The following is a 16,905-nucleotide window of genomic DNA, read 5'->3' on the forward strand; positions in this document are numbered from 1 at the left end:
CACCACGCTTCCGTGGCCGCCGCCCTCGCGGCATCCGCGTTGGCAAGTTCTCGCCGAGCGGAATCCAGGCAGTCGTGAGGGCGGAGATCCATGCGCGGAATCGCCACCCCATGCGCGGAATTACCACCCTTGGCGCTATGGCGTGGTGTTACGAGATAATTGTCATGCCCCTATTCATCGCTCGCGACGCCATGTCATCAGTCAAATGCGAGAGGTAGCCTCGAAGTTGTAGGTGATCTAACGTTGTCAACATATGAGGAAAAGGACCGTGATCGACTCATTCGACACATGCCGAAGCAAGCTAATAGCCACCATTCGCCGGATCGTGGCTCAGAGCGGAAATCAAACGATTTTTGACGCTGCATCATGGGTAGATCAATGGGTAACTGAGATATTGCCAGCACTTGGCGTAACTCCGCGCGATTACATCCTTGCCGGAAATGATTGCGAGCTTTTAGTAAAGCTAATGCTGCAGGCCCAATCGAGCAGCTTCGGCTAGATACGAACCGCACAGCCGCCGGGCTGAAAAGCAATGCATAACGCGCAAACCCACCAAGGGCTGGAGACGTGAAAATGGGAATTCGAGTTGTTGCGGGGCATAAGCCTCTGAAGGGGCTCTCGGGTGCCCTTCTGATTGACTCCATCGGTCTTCCTCGGTACTGCGCGACAATTTGGTCTGAGGTGATTATGGCGGGGCTAGCGCCAAACACAAGGATTCGCCACCTGTACGCCGTCGATCGTCTTTATCGCGCCGCTGAGCTTCTTGGTGGAAATGACCTCGATCGCATGCTCATGACAGCGGACTTTGATGCAATTGAGGAAATTCTATTTGCCTTCCACACCAAGGTTCGCAATGAGGCGTCCGCCAAGGGCGTGTCGGGTAATTTGGTATGGACATCCGCCAGCCGCTTTGTAACTGACATGCTGACCTATCTTGGACCCAGCGCAGAAGCCCAAGTAAAAGACCTCAATAATCGGATGCGACGCATACAACGGCTTTATGGACAGATTTCACCCTCCCCTTCGCGGCCACCTCTTCCAATACGCGCACTTCCTTCATTAGTGGTGAGCGAGTTATGCGAAATCTTCGACCCTAAGCACGCACGCAACCCCTTCCGTTCAGAGAGAGAGCGCTGGCGAAACTACCTGATCTTCATTCTCCTATTGCATACGGGCCTCCGCCGAAGCGAGCTCGCGATGTTGCCCGTTGATGCCATCAGTTCGTCATTCGATGCGCAAGCCAACAACGAGCGCCACTGGATAAACGTCGGTCGATCTCCCTATGCAAATGAGGATCCAAGGCGCGACAAGCCCTCATTGAAGACAAGGTACTCAGCGAGGCAACTTCCGGTCTCGGAGGAATTGGCAGTCATCTCGGATCTAGTCGGCGCATACAAAAAGAGGCGAGCGATCCATCCCTTTTTATTCGGCTCTCAAAAGGGCAAACCGCTCAATTTGAGATCCTTTCAGCGCATTATGGAAATCGCGACTGGTAGCTTGTCGGTCAACGCCGTGAAAGCCCTTCAGGATCGCGGGACGCACAGCGTAACCCTTCACAGCTTGAGGCATACCTGTGCCGTCTATCGGCTCAGCAAATACGTCGACCATGGCGACAACCTCGACACCGCTTGCGAGAAACTTCGAGCCTTTTTCGGTTGGTCACCCTCATCACCCATGCCACGCCACTATGGTAGGGCGTACTTTGAGGCGGCGGCTGCCGAAGACTGGCAGGAAAGCTACGACAGCCTCGTAAATTCGCTTCGACGATTTGATGGTGTCAATTGAAATGAACTCCACCAAAGCCCTTTCACTTGAGCATTTCCCATCCCTCGAATTACCAGACAATCTGCCTCGGTTGATTCGCTACTACGATGACTTCCACGACAAGGTCCGTTCTATATCGCATCTTTCTAAGAACGATATTTGGCACGTGCACGATGACGGAAAAAAGCACAAGCTAAATTTTCTCAGGCTACCCCCGAGATACCAACTGCTTTTTAAGCATATCGTGACCGACCTGTTTGATCGGTGCGACCCGAGCACCGTAGTCACTTACGCCAACCTGCTATTCACTCGGCCAAGCCACCTCGCAAGAGCTGCCACATCGAGCGCTACAGAATGGTTCGAATACTGGAATGAGTTCGTTCGACCGGTGGAGACCGCTAGCGTCGCCGGCGCACTTCGATCTGCGATTCACTCGATGTGTAAACTGTCTATTGGTCAATGGACTACGGATCTGCATGACTTTGTAAGCGCACTACGGGCACCGCGCTCGGACATCTACAAAACCGTCCGAAATCGCGAATGCTTTGTTCCGCTGGATCAACAAAGCCTCATCATCGAATTCTTTGATGACCTAAAGGGGGCAATTGATCGCGGCGGCACTAGTATTCGCGAGCTCGAGCTGCGGAACGCCTGTATTCTGCTGCTATCCCACCAGTACGGCTTGCGTCCTGGCTCTATCGCGCGAATCAAGGTCCAGGATGTGAGGCTTCATGAAAGCGGCGCGGTTCACGTGTCGATTCCCCTGATCAAGCTTCGGGATAGAGATGCCCTTCGCAGAGTGACTCGCCGCATCAAGCATGACTGGGCAGCCCTGTTTGTCGAATTCATAAGGAGGCGAGGATCGGAGCATACCGACTCGACTACGCCAGCGGACAGTCTCTTCCACCTGTCGCCGGCGAGTGTCAGTCACGTCATCATCGATTTGACGTCTGAATTACTGGGGGAGCCATGGACTCCCACCGATCTTCGGCACACGGCCGCCCAGAGATTGGCGGATGCCGGTGCGTCCCACATCTCGCTGAGTGAATTCCTGGGGCATGCATCCACGCTAACGGCGAACGTCTACTTTGATGCATCTCCTTCGCAGGCCGAGCGTGTCAATCAAGCCTTGTCCCTATCCCCCATTTACACGACGATCGCTGACGCGGCTAAAACAAAGACCATTACGAGCATGGAGCTTCACGCTCTTCCGCCGTCGCAACAGATTGGCGCAGTACCACACGGTATACCGATCGCTGGAATTGGTGGCTGCACTATCGGGCAAAGCCTATGCGCCAAGAATCCCGTTCTTAGTTGTTACACATGCAGGCGTTTTCTTCCTGTGGCTGATCGCCGCGTCCATGAAAATGTCGTCGACAGCCTTCGACCAGTAGTCAGTATGTTTGCAAATGCCTCTCATGAGACTGGGTCAGGTGGTTCACAGGCCCAGTTAACTCGCACTCTTCGCGCGGCCATGCAAGTCATCCAAGGCATGCCGAACGATGCCGCTGAAAGCATGGGCGAAGCGAATGAATGAGTTCCTGACTAGGTTTGTCGAGGCCGGCCAGCGACTCGCCACGGCAAACGGGCTTTCCTGGGACATCGGCGATAACGCGACTGGAAGGGTTGCGAAGAGCGAGCGATGGAATCTGACCGTCCTGGCGGGGCAAGTTCCACCTCCCACTCTATGGCTCACCGGCTTCGAGTTTTCGGAGGCGGAGCTAACAGTGCTCCAAGAGACCATGCCGCCCGATTACGCGAAGTCACCGTTGCGATCGGCCATGACGAAGGGATGGGCGGATCTATGCAAGTCGGTGGTCCTTGACGAGATTCTTGTCAAGAAAAATAAACCGCAGCACGCGCTGATCAACGTCCTGCGCCCGCTCCGCATCCTGGCGCTTTGTTCGCAAGACACAGACCCCATGGATGTCACGCCAGATCTAATAAAATTGGCGTATAACGTGGCCATGCGTTTCGGTGCATCCGGAAAGGTAGCGTCGAATCTTAAAATGGCTGTGAGGAACCAGCTTGACGTGCGGCATGTTGCGAACCACTCACCCCTACTCCGCTACTGTATACCGTATGCAACATCAGAGGCGACCATCCAACATACGGCTGTGGAGAATCTTGAGAACAGAGCCAATAGCTATCGCCGTACAGACAACCAGCGGAAAGAACTGAGTGAGCGAAAGGCCGCCGATAGGCTTCCTGATGAGAAGGCTTTTTGGGAGTTGGTGCGAATCATTTACACCGAGCGGCCAAAGACCTTCGCGGACGCACTTCGATTTGAGCAGATCAAGCTCGCGATTGCCACAGGAATGCGTATCGGCGAGACAGTTCTTCTCCCAAATGATTGCCTTCTGTGGACCCAGCACATCGATCCAATGGGGCGCCCCGCAGAAGCGTTTGGCGGCATAGGTCGATCCCTATCCCTCCGCTACTTTGCAGAGAAACAGTCGGATGATGAGAAGTTTTCCGGTGTGTATCTCTATGAATCACTTCAACACGTTCCCGCACTCCTGGCGGCCATGACTCAAGAGGCGGTAGAAAGGGCGAGAGCACTTACGGCGCCCATGCGCGTTCGTCTGCAACACCAGGTGACGACAGGTAGAATTTTCCCCGAGCTCGACGAAGGCGACCTCGTGCCAGCGTGGGACATGTACACGCGACTCTCCGGCGCCATTCAAATCACCTCGCGTGCGTTGCCCGACGATCTTGCCGATAAATACCGAGCCTCTTACGACAGCAATGTTCTCGACGAGATTCGAGAGTGGCAAGAGTCGCGGCGATATCGCCATGGCCTGAGCAGCAACATTGGCAAATACTGGGCTAAGTTCTGCAAAGCAACAGATGTCGAAATTGTAGACGCGCGAAATCAACCGTTCAGGGGGAATACGCCATGGCTTGAGTCGTTCGTCAGCGTGAAGGCCGTGGAAGCCGCGGTCCATAAGTTCATGGCAACCAAGTTGTCTGATACAACGCCCTTCCCGCTTAGGAATGGGTCAATCAACCCCGAAAGCATTCTCTTTCTCACTCCGATCCGATCATTGGTCGACGGCAGAAATGGAGGTATCGTTGATGTGAAACGCTACGCCTTTGTGGGTCGTGCATCTGCGCAAGACATACAAAAGATGCTCGCAGGAGGCGAAAACGGACTTTTTGCAAGATACGGCAGAGATCCGGAGTCCCGTAGACTGAAGATGGTCACCCATTCGATCCGTCACCTTCAAAATGCGGAACTCTTTAGAGTCGGCGTCTCCGACGCGATCATAACCAAGCGATTTGGGCGTCGAAACGTGACGCAAAGCCATGCCTACGATCATCGAAGCCTTGCAGAAGACTTGACTCATGTTGACCTCCCGGAGGCGGCGGCCTCGCTCGGAGATCGGACAAAGGAGCTCGCGAAGCTCATTGTGGCCCGGAGAGTCAGTGGCCCTATTATTGATGAATTTCTACAGGTTCAGACAAGCAAGGGCGACCAGGCGGCGTTCGAATATTTGGAGGCAGAGGCTGATGGATTACACGTCACGCCATACGGCTTGTGCGTTAACAGCTTCGTTGTCGACCCCTGCCCTAAACACCTGGAGTGCTTCAACGGATGCAGACACCTGACGCGCACGAAAGTGACCTCGGAGCGAGAAAACCTCCAGAAACTTCTTGATATGACCATTCGCGTAGAGTCGAGTATCAAGGCCGTTCCGGAACCCAATCGTAACGTCGGCTGGGAGAACCAGCTACAGTCTATCGCCACGCGCGTCAGCAACATTAAGATCGTCCTGGATACCGCGCCAGACAGCAGGCCATTCCCGGACGGTCGCGATCTCTTCACGTCGGTTGAGCCCGTGGCGCAAGGCTCTATTCTCGATGCTCAGCCCCGAAGGGATGGTGACCAATGAGCATCGTGGATGACTTAACCAAACTACGAGCCACCCTTGAGCAGATGCTTTCTTCCAACGTCACGATAACGGCAAGAGCAGTCACGCGGGAGTCTGTTGCGCCGTTCAAAAATGCGTCGGATATCACTCGGCATGCGCAACGGCGCGCCCTTCTGGAAGAGTTCCAGCGCCGGCAGCAAGCAATCAGGAAGCTTGCCGAGGACGTCGACCAAGAGTCTGTCACCAACTTGCGCCGGAAGGTCGCGCGACTGGAGGAATCGTGCCTTGCTCTCCAGCAATCGCGAGACCTTTTGATCGCGTCCCACAAGGCCATGCTTTTGGCCGTGGGGGAAGTGGGAGGCATGCGTGCCTGGGTGAAGTTCTTTCCGCTATGGGATCAAGTCCGTCGTTCCTTGCACGAGATGGACGCTCTTCCAAATGCTCGAGTAGATTTCTTAGGGGGATCGGATTCCGCGATTGCTAAGTAGATGTGAGTCTCCGCCAGGCATCGTTTGAGTTGGCCGGGCGGAATCGCACCCTCGCTTCTCGGGGCGCGGCTCTGTGCGCATCCCGTCTTGTTCCATCGTTGGAGCTCTCAAGTGAGTGCAACACCTAGCGGCAATTGGTGTGCAACGGTCCGCCCGTAGAGCAACGAGCTCCAAGGCATCTCAAGTAATTGATATATCGGCCGATTGGAGACGGAGCCAATCGCAACGGCAGTGGAAATGACCTACTCGGTCAATTTTAGGAAGCTTCTCAGCAAGGCTGGAGTCAGGCTTTTGGGTTCGTGAGCAAACGCAGAAGTTCGCGCTACTCATTGATTTAATTGATAAAGTGCGCCTTCTGCAAAGCGTACATTTCGCCCGACATTGTGGTCAGCAAGATGCCGGCTCACTTTGCGAGCTTCTTAGCCTTTGCAACCTTCGACAATCCAGCCGACTGAGACGTGCGCTTCGTTTTCGGGCGGGCGCTGGCCTTGGCTAGCGACGTTTCGAGCGCCGCGACGTGCCCAGAGAGACGTGCGACTTCCCTTCGTGGCGGTGCTGCCACTGTTTGGTCTCTTGCCGGGCACGGTCAACTTCACTGTCGTCGATTCTACTCACCGCAGCAACGACGCCCCCCCCCGCTTTTGAGGAGTGGATGCCTGCGAAATCTAGCATTCCAAGTGTCCGCCTCGGGTCGGGAACTGCCCTGCCCTACCCCTGATAACACGAACTAATCGTCCTCCCTACACACTCCTGGACTGGGTGATTGCCGCACGCGCCCCTTATGCCCGCATGGGTTTGATAAAACGCCCCCTTAGTTTCTTTCTCCGGGCGACATTCAGCGATGTGGAAAGGAGTTTCGACGCACAGGCTTCGACGAGGATACCTCTTCGTTGTCGTGGTAGTCGAACGACACGGTCGTGACATAGTCAGCCAATGCATAGCTCGGCAAATCGTTCTTGACCAGCGCACCAGGGTGCTTGGAAGTACCCGGGGCGCAAATCACATAGTGGGAAGCTGAACACTTGAGGGCATTGCCAGGCGACCAATTATGGCTCGACCCATGGTGCGGCACTTGCAGCAATCCCATATGATGGCTTCGCTTCCCCAAATGCGCCATCAGGTTTTGAAGCTCCGTTGGATTGAGGTACGCGTCCCCGGTCAACAGTATGCCATGCTTATCCTTTTGGGTCGGCCCGAGCGCGATATTAGCCGGATAGCTCTGTTGGAAAATTTTACACGGAAGAATGCCGTGCTCTGCGCGCGCCGCACCAAAAACACACAGCGATATTTCGTTGCGCCGCTTATATGTCTTGCCAAAATGCTCGTCGTAAAGCGCTTGAAGTGCAGCCAGCCAGCCAGGTTCCGGCGTACCAGATCCGAGCAACTTGTAATCAGTGATAATTGCACGAGCAAGCAGGGCTATCTGCGCAAGCGGCGTGCCGCTTTTTGGCGAACAGTCATCTGGCCAGCTTTTGCTGTAAAACACGAATTCGTAGATGTTATTGACGCACCACGCATCCGCATCGCTATACACCTCAACCTGGCGATTGGCAGCCGAGCCATAGCCATCCTGCGCATTAAGTGGGCGACTCGCCGAGCGCTGCAATCTTGGCCCATTTGTTATCGACTGCTCGTCACCCTCTTCCTCGCGAAAGGGTGAATCCACCCCGCTCTCTGACGCACCATCCTGTGAGCGCCCTTGTATGAAGGCGAGACGCTCTATGCCATTTCCTAATCCACGTTCGGCCAGATAGAAGACGGGGTCCAGCGTATACGTAGCGAGACCAGCGGCACCCGGCATTTCCTCGGAGAGCTCACTCGCTAAGCGGAGACGCACTTCTAGGGGAACGTACGGAAGCACTAACGTGTCAACGCGGAAGTGTTCTAGCAATAGATCTAAGCCAGATACGTGATCACTATCGAAATGAGACAAGCAAACCATGTCAAGGGTATTCTCGTCTTGCATCTGGTCATGAAAATCGCTAACCAAGCCCTTCAGATGCGACTTACGGAGCGACCCGCAATCGTAGACCCAAGTGAAGGCGTCGGAAGATTTTTGCTCATCATTCCTAAGGCTTCCAAAAAAGAACGTCCCGTGGCCTGCGGCGCTGAAGTAGTGCCGATAGTGCATAGTCATAGGCTTTTAAGCTCCCTGCTTGATGCCTGGGTCGCGAGTTCACCGTCGTTCGACAGGCGTGTGTATTGTGCGCCACTTTCACTGGTATCGACTAGTAGCTTACGGCGCCATCATCATGCCGCAGCGCTGCGCAAAGAACGGGGGACACGTCGAGGGTTCTACCCCGAAATCACGGACGGTTGTGAAAGGGTGGAAAACTTCAGATCCTGCCTTGCCTGCCTGCGCCGCATCCTCGAATTGTGGAACCGCTCAATGTATTCGAACACATCGGCTCTTGCTGCATCGAGCGTCGGGTACCTCATGCGGTAGATGCGCTCACGCTTGAGCTGGCCGAAGAAGCCCTCGCAAGCCGCATTGTCCCCGCAATGGCCGACCGCGCTCATCGAGCACACCAACGCATTGGCCACCAGATAGTCCTGGTAGTCGCCGCTGCGGAACTGGCTGCCGCGATCCGAATGCAGGATCACCGGCTCGCCTCCCTGGCGCTGCCATACCGCCATCTGCACGGCCCGGATCACCATCTGCCGGTCTTGCCGATGATGCATCGACCCACCCACGACCCGGTGGTCGAACAGATCCAGCACGATGCACAGATACAGCTTGCCTTCGTCGGTCTTGATCTCGGTGATGTCGGTGACCCACTTGGTCTCCGGCTCCAGTGCGGTGAAGTCCCGTTCCAGCCTGTTGCGCACGCCCGGTGGGGCCAGCCCCGGTTGACCCCGCTGGCCGCGCCGCTTCTTGCGTGGCCAACCCTGCAGGCCATCGGCCGCCATCAGGCGCGCGACCCGGTTCAGGCTGGCCGACTCGCCTTCCGCGGCCAGATCCTCATGCATCCGTCCCGCTCCCAGCACGCCACGGCTGTCCTCGTGCAGTTCACGGATACGGCCGAGCAGGCGATCGTTGTCGGCTTGGCGGGCACTGGGCGAGTGCTTGCTCCAATCGTAGTAGCCGCTGGTCGACACACGCAGACAGCGGCACATCAACCGAACCGGAAACTCGTCGCGGCAACGTTCGATCACCCGATACCTCAGGATGATCCCTTGGCAAAGAACGTCGCCGCTTCGCGCAAAAAATCCCGCTCCTTCTTCACGCGCGCCAGCTCGCGTTTCAGGTGCGCCAGCTCCTCGTCCCGGGGCGTCCCGGTTCCGCCGAAGGCCACCTTGCCCTGGCTCTGGGCTTCACGCTTCCAACGGGTCAGCAGGTTCTCCCCGATCCCCAGCTCGCGGGCCACCTGGGCACAACTGACACCCGGTTGGCGGGCCTGCTCAACCGCGCCGCGCTTGAACTCTGCACTGAACTTCCTTCGCTTCGACATGAACACTCCTCAGGGCCTCGATCGGCCTTCTCGTAAGTGTCCGTGAAATCGGGGGGGAACCCCGACTGGTCACACCGAAAGACCGAGCGGAAGTGAATCGAGGGTCGGCACACTTAAGGTTCAAAAGTTCGTGACCGAATCGAGCAAACTGCACAAGTTCGCGACCACGTTGCGCTAATTCAGCACGGTTACCGCATCTGCAGCAGCAGATGAATTGGGCATCTTGCTGATTTTATTAGCCTTTAGAAAGTTCGCGCTCTTCCGCAAAACTGACTGCTGGCACCGTGCTTGCTTTGCTGGTCGCCCTGATGCATGGAGGCTCACGCAATGGCACATCCCCGCACCCGCTTGCCTTGGCGGTATGACGAACAGCGGCAGGAATTCACAACGCCCGCCGGGGTTGTGACGCTGCACGAACTCGCAGCGCTTCGGTACGGACTGACAACTTCGTGCGGTAGCACTACTGCGGGCAAGCCACAGGATGCGCACCGTCTGACTCTTACGTGTACGTCGGAACACCGTTCACGATGTCCACGCGGACTATCGAACCACCGAGACAGCATCCATTGGTCGCCAACTGGCGACCTGCCGGCGCCGGCACGTGCTGGCGCTCATGCACACCGGCGTGTTCGGCCCCACCAACGGCGCGATTTCCGATCGCTACCCCACGCCGATCGTGGGTGCAGGCTACGCGTATGCCATCTGGGGGCCGATCTTTCTGCTGGACGTGGTCTACGGCACCTGGCAGTGCCTGAACCGGCGGGCCGATGCGGCCCTGCGGCGCATCCGTCCATTGACGGCGGCGATGGGCTTCGCGCTGACCTCGCTGTGGATGATGGCGTTTTCGCGGCAAGAATTCTGGCTGGCGCTGGCCATCATCGGGGGCAGCCTGGCCTGTCTGCTTTTTGCTGCATGGCATGTCGCGCGCACGGCCCGGCACGCGCGCGGTCGCCGGTGGCAATGGGTGCCACTGTCGCTGCACGCCGGCTGGATATCGCTTGCGGTGTTCCTCAACGCGGCTCAGGTGATCGTGGCGTTCCGCCTGCTTCCGGTTGCGCACATGCTGCCCTGGACGCTGGTGCTGTTCATACTGGCGGCCCTGCTGGTGCTCAGCGCCGTCGTTCGCATGTCCGGCAATCCCTGGTACGTGCTGGCGGTGGTGTGGGGGCTGGTCGGCTATCGCCCTTGGCTGGCGCCGATGTCACGGCGTGGGTGGCACTGGTTCTTGCTGGTGCAGTGGCAATAGTGTCGTTGTGGTGCAGCCTCCGAACGCGACCCGCAGCATCGCTGCGCGACCAAGGCTGATCGTTGGCACCCGTCCATGAACAAGTTGGGCTTGCTGATAGGCGACCAGCTGAACCCTTGATACTCGTGGTTCGCGACCGTCGACTCCGATGCGCTCCATGTGCTGATGGAAGTGCGCCAAGAGATGCGCCACCTGGCGATCGATGATGCGGACAACCTGCACTCCATCCCCGCCACGTCCGACGGGATCCAACACGCGTCCCGGCACAAGCCTGCGCGTGTATGGGATGGCAAGCTGCGTCGCCCAGGCTGGGCGGCATCACAAGCCGACCAGCGGTTGCAGCTTGCGCGCCAGCCAACCGGGAAAGCGCAGCGGCGCATCGAGCGCCGCCACGCACACGCAGGGTACGCCCGGCGCAGTGATCGGCTGGTGTTCCACCTCGTTGTCCAGGTCGGCCACGTCACCGGGCGCATAGTGGCCCAGCGCATCGTCGTAGGCGCCCTGGAGGATCTGGGTGAGCTCGGTGCCCTGGTGGCTGTGCAGCGGCATGCTCTTGCCGGGGGCGATCTTGAGCAGGATCAGCGCATCGCCGCTGCCGCACGCAGCCCGGATCATGTGCACGCCCGGCGCGATCCAGCGCCAGCGCAAGGCGCGCCAGGAGGCGCCGAAATACGGCTGCAGCGGGCGCGGCAGGCAATCCGGATCGGTTGGCGCGGCGATCCATTCCGTGCGCGAAGCGGAGGATCGCGCTCCCGTTTCCGGCTCCGCGTCGAGCAGTTCCTGCATCGCCTCACGCAGGCGGATGCCGCGCGCAGCGTCCGCCGCGGCCGGTTGCTGCTGGCCCAGCAGGGCGCCGCCGATGCGCTCGGCATCGGCAAGGCGCTCCCGGCAGAGCCGGCACATCTCGATGTGGGTGGCCGCCACGGCAGCCATTTCCTGCGAGAGCACGCCCGCGGCAAAACTGACCACGGTGGCTTGGTCGAGATGGTGGCGCGGGTTCATGCCTGCCCCCTTACGCCCAGTTGCAGGCGCTGGAAGGCGCGACGCAGGCTGGATTTCACGGTACCCAGGGGCATGCCGAGCTCGTCGGCGATTTCCTGGTGGGATTTGGCTTCGAAGTAGGACATACGGATCAGGCGGGCCTGGATGGCCGGAAGGCGTTCGATGCGGATCTGCAGGTCGGCGTGCTCGGCGTGGCTTTCGGCCGAGGAGAATGCGTCGGCCTCGTCCCTGTCCAGCCACCCCGGCTCGTCGTCCATAGGTACCCAGCACGGCTCGCGGCGCACACGGTCGATGTGCAGGTTGCGTGCGATGCGGAATAGCCAGGTGGACAGGCCGCTGCGCGTGGCGTCGTAGAGCCCTGCGCGCTGCCACAACCGCAGCATGGCCTCCTGGGCCAGTTCCTCGGCGACCGACTCTGGGGCGCCCATGCCCTTCAGATAGAGCCGCACGCGCGGTGCGAAGTGGTCGTAGATGCGCATGAAGCAGTCGCGGTCGCGCTGCCGCGCAACCGCCTCCATCTGGGCAGACCAGTAGTCGGCACCCCATACCTGGGTTTCGCTGCTCGACATGGCTCGCGCCACCTCGAATGGCGACAGGCTTGCTGGAGGGTGGTGGGAATTCATCTTAGGACAAGGTGGCCATGGGTGCTCCGTGATCTGTACGTGTTCCGGCGCCGATCGGATGCAGCCGGATCGGCGGCGGCATGCATCCATTTGCCTGTCCGTCCCGTATCGGTTGGTAACGCGCCACCGGATCGCCGCCATGTCCACCCGCCCCGCCCGTCCTGCAAGCATGGCCGACCAGCCCGCACGCCGCCGCAGCCTGCGCCAGTGGTTCGATACGGCGGAGGTGCCGGAGCCGGCAGATGAATCGCTCGCCGACCGCATCGACTGGCTGCGCGCCGCGCCGTTCATGGCGATGCACCTAGCCTGCCTCGGCGTGATCTGGGTCGGCGTGTCCCCGACCGCGCTGACCGTGGCGGCGGCACTGTATGCGCTGCGCATGTTCGCGCTGACCGGTTTCTACCACCGCTACTTCTCGCACAAGACCTTCCGCACGTCGCGCGCGGTGCAATTCCTGTTCGCGCTGATCGGTGCCGCCTGCGCCCAGCGCGGGCCGCTGTGGTGGGCCGCGCACCACCGCCATCACCACCGCCACGCCGACACAGCGCTCGACCCGCATTCGCCCGGCGTGCACGGTTTCCTATGGAGCCACGCGGGCTGGTTCCTCACGCCGCGGGCGTTCCGCACCGAGCTGGAGCGCGTGCCGGATCTGGCGGTGTATCCGGAGCTGCGCTGGCTCGACCGCTACGACATCGCCGTGCCGGTGCTGCTGGCGCTGGCGCTGTATGCGCTGGGCGCATTGCTGCAGCACGTGGCACCTTCCCTGCACACCAGCGGCGCGCAGCTGCTGGTGTGGGGCTTCTTCGTTTCCACCGTGGCGCTGTTCCACGCCACCGTGACGATCAACTCGCTGGCGCACCGGTACGGCTCGCGCCGCTACGCCACGCGTGACGACAGCCGCAACAACCCGTGGCTGGCCCTGCTCACCTTCGGCGAGGGCTGGCACAACAACCATCATTATTTTCCGGGCAGCGCGCGGCAGGGTTTCCGCTGGTGGGAAATCGACCTGACCTGGTATGGCCTCAAGCTGATGGCGCTGCTGGGGCTGGTGCACGACCTCAAGCCGGTGCCGGCCTGGGTGCTCGGCAAGGCGGAGCGCTGAGATGCGCGTCGCCGTGATCGGATCGGGCATCGCGGGCTTGGCTTCGGCCTGGCTGCTGTCGCGCCGCCACGAGGTGACGCTGTACGAAGCGAACGACTACCTCGGCGGCCACACGCACACCCACGACATCGAGCTCGATGGCCGGCGCTACGCGGTGGACACCGGCTTCATCGTGCACAACCCCGTGCATTACCCGCTGCTGACGCAGTTGTTCGATGAACTGGGCGTGGCTTCGCAGCCGACCACGATGAGTTTCGCGGTACACAACGAGGCCAGCGGGCTGGAGTACAACGCCACCTCGCTGAATACCTTGTTCTGCCAGCGGCACAACCTGCTGTCGCCGCGCTTCATCGGCATGGTGCGCGACTTGTTCCGCTTCTACCGCGAAGCCCCTGCCCTGCTCCGCGACCCGCGCCAGGGCCCTACGCTGGGCGACTGGCTCGCGCAGAACCGCTACGGTGCCGCCTTCCGCGACGAGCATCTGGTGCCGATGGCCGCGGCGCTGTGGTCGGCGCCGTCCGCGCAGATCCTGGCGTTCCCGGCGCGCTACCTGGTGCAGTTCATGGCGAACCACCAGATGCTGCAGGTTGCCGGCCGGCCGGAATGGCGCGTGGTGCGCGGCGGCTCGGCCAGCTACGTGCGCGCGCTGCGCAGCCGCTGGGCGGTGCGCGAACGGCCGTGCTGCCCGGTGCGCGCAGTGCGGCGGGACATGCACGGCGCAGCCGTGACGACCGATGCCGGCTGCGAGCACTTCGACCAACTGGTGCTGGCCTGCCACAGCGACCAGGCGCTGGCCCTGCTGGCCGACGCCAGCGAGCGCGAGCGCGCGATCCTCGGCGCGATGCCCTACCAGGCCAACGAGGTACTGCTGCACACCGACGCCACGCTGCTGCCGCGAAACCGCAAGGCCTGGGCCGCGTGGAATGCCTTCATTCCGCGCGAGCCCGGCGCGCCGTGCACGGTGAGCTACTGCATGAACCTGCTGCAGTCGCTCGATGCGCCGCAACCCTTCGTGGTCACGCTCAATCGCAGCGAGGCGGTCGACCCGGCCAAGGTGCTGCGGCGCATGCGCTATCACCACCCGGTGTACACGCATGCCTCGGTGGCGGCGCAGCGGCGCAAGGCGGAGATCCAGGGCCTCAACCGCACCTGGTTCGCCGGCGCCTACTGGGGCTGGGGGTTCCATGAGGACGGCATGCGCAGCGCGGTGGAAGTCGCCAGCGCGTTCGACGTCCGCTGGGGCGCGGCCCAATGTGCCCCGCTGCCATCTTCAGCCGGAGCCGCCGCATGAGCGCATCGCTGCGCAGCGCGGTCTACGAAGGCACGGTGTGGCATCGCCGGATGACGCCGCAGCCGCATGCCTTTCGCTACCGCATGGCGCAGTTGTACCTGGACCTGGACGAAGTGGAGCGCGTGTTCGCGGAGCGCTGGCTGTGGTCGAACGGTCGCCGCAACCTGGCCGAGTTCCGCCGCAGCGATTACCTCGGCCCCGCCACGATGCCGCTGGCCGATGCGGTGCGCCAATGCGTGCAGCGGGCGACCGGCCGCTGTCCGGCAGGCCCGATCCGCCTGCTCACGCACCTGCGCTACGGCGGCATCGTGTTCAACCCAGTGAGCTTCTATTACTGCTACGCCGCGGACGGCGACACGCTGGAGTGCATCGTCGCCGAAATCACCAATACGCCCTGGCGCGAACGCCATGCCTACGTGCTTCCGCGCGAAACCGCACGCGACCAGGGGTGGCTGTTGCGCTGGGATTTCCGCAAGGCCTTCCACGTCTCGCCGTTCATGCCGATGGAGCGCGATTACGACTGGCGCTTCAGCCTGCCCGGCGACGACCTGCACGTGCACATGAGCGTGCTGCGCGAAGGCGAGCGCCAGTTCGACGCCAGGCTGCACATGCAGCGCCTGCCGCTGGACGGCACGTCGCTGGCGCGCGTGCTGTGGCGCTATCCGCTGATGACGGCGCAGGTGGTGGGCGCGATCTACTGGAACGCGCTGCGCCTGTGGCTGAAGCGCAACCCCTTCCACGACCACCCACAGCTTTCCCGAGGCAGGCCATGAACGCCATCGTGCAACGCGACACCGACACGCCCATCGGCACCCTCGACCGTTTCCTGCGCGATCGCCTGCTGCAGCAACTGGCGGGCTTCGGCCATGGCCGGCTGACCCTGCGCGATACGCTGGGCACCGCGGTCCTCGGCACGCCCGCCAGCGAAACCACGAACCTGGCGGTGCAGCTCGACGTGCTCGACCCGGCCTTCTACCGCGCCGTCGCGGCCAACGGCAGCGTGGGCGCGGGCGAGGCCTACATGGATGGCCAATGGCATTGCAGCGCCCCCGGATCAAGTCCGGGGCAGGCTCTGGTAGACCTGATCCGCCTGCTGCTGCGCAACCGCGGCCTGCTCGACGGCATGGAGACGGGTCTGGCGCGTTTCGGCGGCATGGCGATGCGTGCGCTGCATGCGCTACGGCGCAACACGCGCCACGGCAGCCGGCGCAACATCGCCGCGCATTACGACCTGGGCAACGACTTCTTCAAGCTGTTCCTGTCGGACGACCTGATGTATTCCTCGGCCTACTGGATCGGCGCGGACGACACGCTGGAGGCCGCCTCGTCCCGCAAGCTGGACTTGATCTGCCGCAAGCTCGACCTCCAGCCCGGCGACCGTGTGGTGGAAATCGGCACCGGCTGGGGCGGCTTCGCGCTATACGCGGCGAAGCACTACGGTTGCCACGTCACCACCACGACGATCTCGCAAGAGCAACACGAGCTGGCGCACGAACGCGTGGCGGCGGCCGGCCTGACCAGGCGCGTCCAGGTACTGCTGCGGGATTACCGCGACCTCGACGGCCAGTTCGACAAACTGGTATCGATCGAGATGGTCGAGGCGATCGGCGCCGAGTACCTGGACACCTATTTCCACCAGCTCGGCCGCCTGCTCAAGCCCGACGGCTTGGCACTGCTGCAGGCGATCACCATCGAGGACCACCGCTACGCGCAGGCGCTGAAATCGGTGGATTTCATCAAGCGCCATGTGTTTCCCGGCAGCTTCATCCCGTCGCTCAGCGCGATGCTGGCGGCCAAGGCGCGCAGCAGCGACCTCGGCCTGATCGCACAGGAGGATTTCGGCGACTCTTACGCGCGCACGCTGCATGCATGGCGCGAACGCTTCATGGCGAAGCTGCCCGAGGTACGCGCACAGGGTTTCGACGACCGCTTCATACGGATGTGGGAGTTCTATCTCGCGTACTGCGAGGGCGGCTTCCGCGAACGTTCGATCGGCGTGTCGCACCTGCTGATGGCGCGCCCAGGCTGGCGACGCAACGGCACCGGCAGGGGACGGGGCTAG

14 protein-coding genes are annotated in these 16,905 nt (G+C 60.9%); 10 read left to right on the top strand and 4 right to left on the bottom strand.

Annotated features, from left to right (window positions below; all coding sequences use genetic code 11):
* Positions 1-268: 268 nt before the first annotated feature.
* The 5 genes from ACZ5Z2_RS08575 to ACZ5Z2_RS08595 all read left to right on the top strand — a co-directional run bounded on the left by ACZ5Z2_RS08575 (position 269) and on the right by ACZ5Z2_RS08595 (position 6,127).
* Positions 269-499, top strand: a complete 231-nt coding sequence (locus tag ACZ5Z2_RS08575) for a hypothetical protein (protein ID WP_464761532.1) — start codon at positions 269-271, stop codon at positions 497-499.
* Between the two features lie 74 nt (positions 500-573).
* On the top strand, positions 574-1,785 hold the full coding sequence (locus tag ACZ5Z2_RS08580; protein WP_464761683.1) for a tyrosine-type recombinase/integrase: 1,212 nt from the start codon (positions 574-576) through the stop codon (positions 1,783-1,785).
* A gap of 1 nt (position 1,786) precedes the next feature.
* On the top strand, positions 1,787-3,301 hold the full coding sequence (locus tag ACZ5Z2_RS08585) for a tyrosine-type recombinase/integrase (protein ID WP_464761533.1): 1,515 nt from the start codon (positions 1,787-1,789) through the stop codon (positions 3,299-3,301).
* Complete coding sequence (locus ACZ5Z2_RS08590; protein WP_464761534.1) at positions 3,294-5,660, top strand: hypothetical protein; 2,367 nt, start codon at positions 3,294-3,296, stop codon at positions 5,658-5,660. Before ACZ5Z2_RS08585 ends, ACZ5Z2_RS08590 begins: the two co-directional genes overlap by 8 nt.
* Complete coding sequence (locus ACZ5Z2_RS08595) at positions 5,657-6,127, top strand: hypothetical protein (RefSeq protein ID WP_464761536.1); 471 nt, start codon at positions 5,657-5,659, stop codon at positions 6,125-6,127. Before ACZ5Z2_RS08590 ends, ACZ5Z2_RS08595 begins: the two co-directional genes overlap by 4 nt.
* An 835-nt stretch (positions 6,128-6,962) precedes the next feature.
* Here the strand turns inward: ACZ5Z2_RS08595 and ACZ5Z2_RS08600 are convergent.
* A complete protein-coding gene (locus tag ACZ5Z2_RS08600; protein ID WP_464761537.1) occupies positions 6,963-8,264 on the bottom strand; it encodes an MBL fold metallo-hydrolase in 1,302 nt (433 codons plus the stop codon).
* Positions 8,265-8,422: 158 nt separating this feature from the next.
* Positions 8,423-9,579 (bottom strand): IS3 family transposase gene (locus ACZ5Z2_RS08605; RefSeq protein ID WP_464759034.1). Its coding sequence is split into 2 segments (ribosomal slippage): positions 8,423-9,339 and positions 9,339-9,579, totalling 1,158 coding nucleotides; the frame shifts between segments, so codons are not numbered across the junction.
* Between the two features lie 601 nt (positions 9,580-10,180).
* Here ACZ5Z2_RS08605 and ACZ5Z2_RS08610 point away from each other — a divergent pair.
* Entirely contained in the window at positions 10,181-10,825 is a 645-nt protein-coding gene (locus ACZ5Z2_RS08610; RefSeq protein ID WP_464761538.1) for a hypothetical protein, read from the top strand.
* Positions 10,826-11,143: 318 nt separating this feature from the next.
* On the opposite strand, the gene ACZ5Z2_RS08615 is transcribed toward ACZ5Z2_RS08610, so the two are convergent.
* Together ACZ5Z2_RS08615 and ACZ5Z2_RS08620 are read right to left on the bottom strand one after the other, a co-directional pair.
* Positions 11,144-11,827, bottom strand: coding sequence for a ChrR family anti-sigma-E factor (locus ACZ5Z2_RS08615; RefSeq protein WP_464761539.1), 684 nt, complete (start codon positions 11,825-11,827; stop codon positions 11,144-11,146).
* Positions 11,824-12,396: a sigma-70 family RNA polymerase sigma factor gene (locus ACZ5Z2_RS08620; RefSeq protein WP_464761540.1), complete on the bottom strand. Its 573-nt coding sequence runs from the start codon at positions 12,394-12,396 to the stop codon at positions 11,824-11,826. Before ACZ5Z2_RS08620 ends, ACZ5Z2_RS08615 begins: the two co-directional genes overlap by 4 nt.
* A gap of 193 nt (positions 12,397-12,589) precedes the next feature.
* On the opposite strand from ACZ5Z2_RS08620, the gene ACZ5Z2_RS08625 reads away from it, so the two are divergent.
* The 4 genes from ACZ5Z2_RS08625 to ACZ5Z2_RS08640 are packed head-to-tail and all read left to right on the top strand — an operon-like array spanning position 12,590 to position 16,905.
* On the top strand, positions 12,590-13,552 hold the full coding sequence (locus ACZ5Z2_RS08625; protein ID WP_464761542.1) for an acyl-CoA desaturase: 963 nt from the start codon (positions 12,590-12,592) through the stop codon (positions 13,550-13,552).
* A gap of 1 nt (position 13,553) precedes the next feature.
* Complete coding sequence (locus ACZ5Z2_RS08630) at positions 13,554-14,843, top strand: NAD(P)/FAD-dependent oxidoreductase (RefSeq protein ID WP_464761543.1); 1,290 nt, start codon at positions 13,554-13,556, stop codon at positions 14,841-14,843.
* Entirely contained in the window at positions 14,840-15,616 is a 777-nt protein-coding gene (locus ACZ5Z2_RS08635; RefSeq protein WP_464761544.1) for a DUF1365 domain-containing protein, read from the top strand. Before ACZ5Z2_RS08630 ends, ACZ5Z2_RS08635 begins: the two co-directional genes overlap by 4 nt.
* On the top strand, positions 15,613-16,905 hold the full coding sequence (locus ACZ5Z2_RS08640; protein ID WP_464761545.1) for a class I SAM-dependent methyltransferase: 1,293 nt from the start codon (positions 15,613-15,615) through the stop codon (positions 16,903-16,905). Before ACZ5Z2_RS08635 ends, ACZ5Z2_RS08640 begins: the two co-directional genes overlap by 4 nt.

This window comes from Rhodanobacter sp. G1, assembly GCF_055397855.1.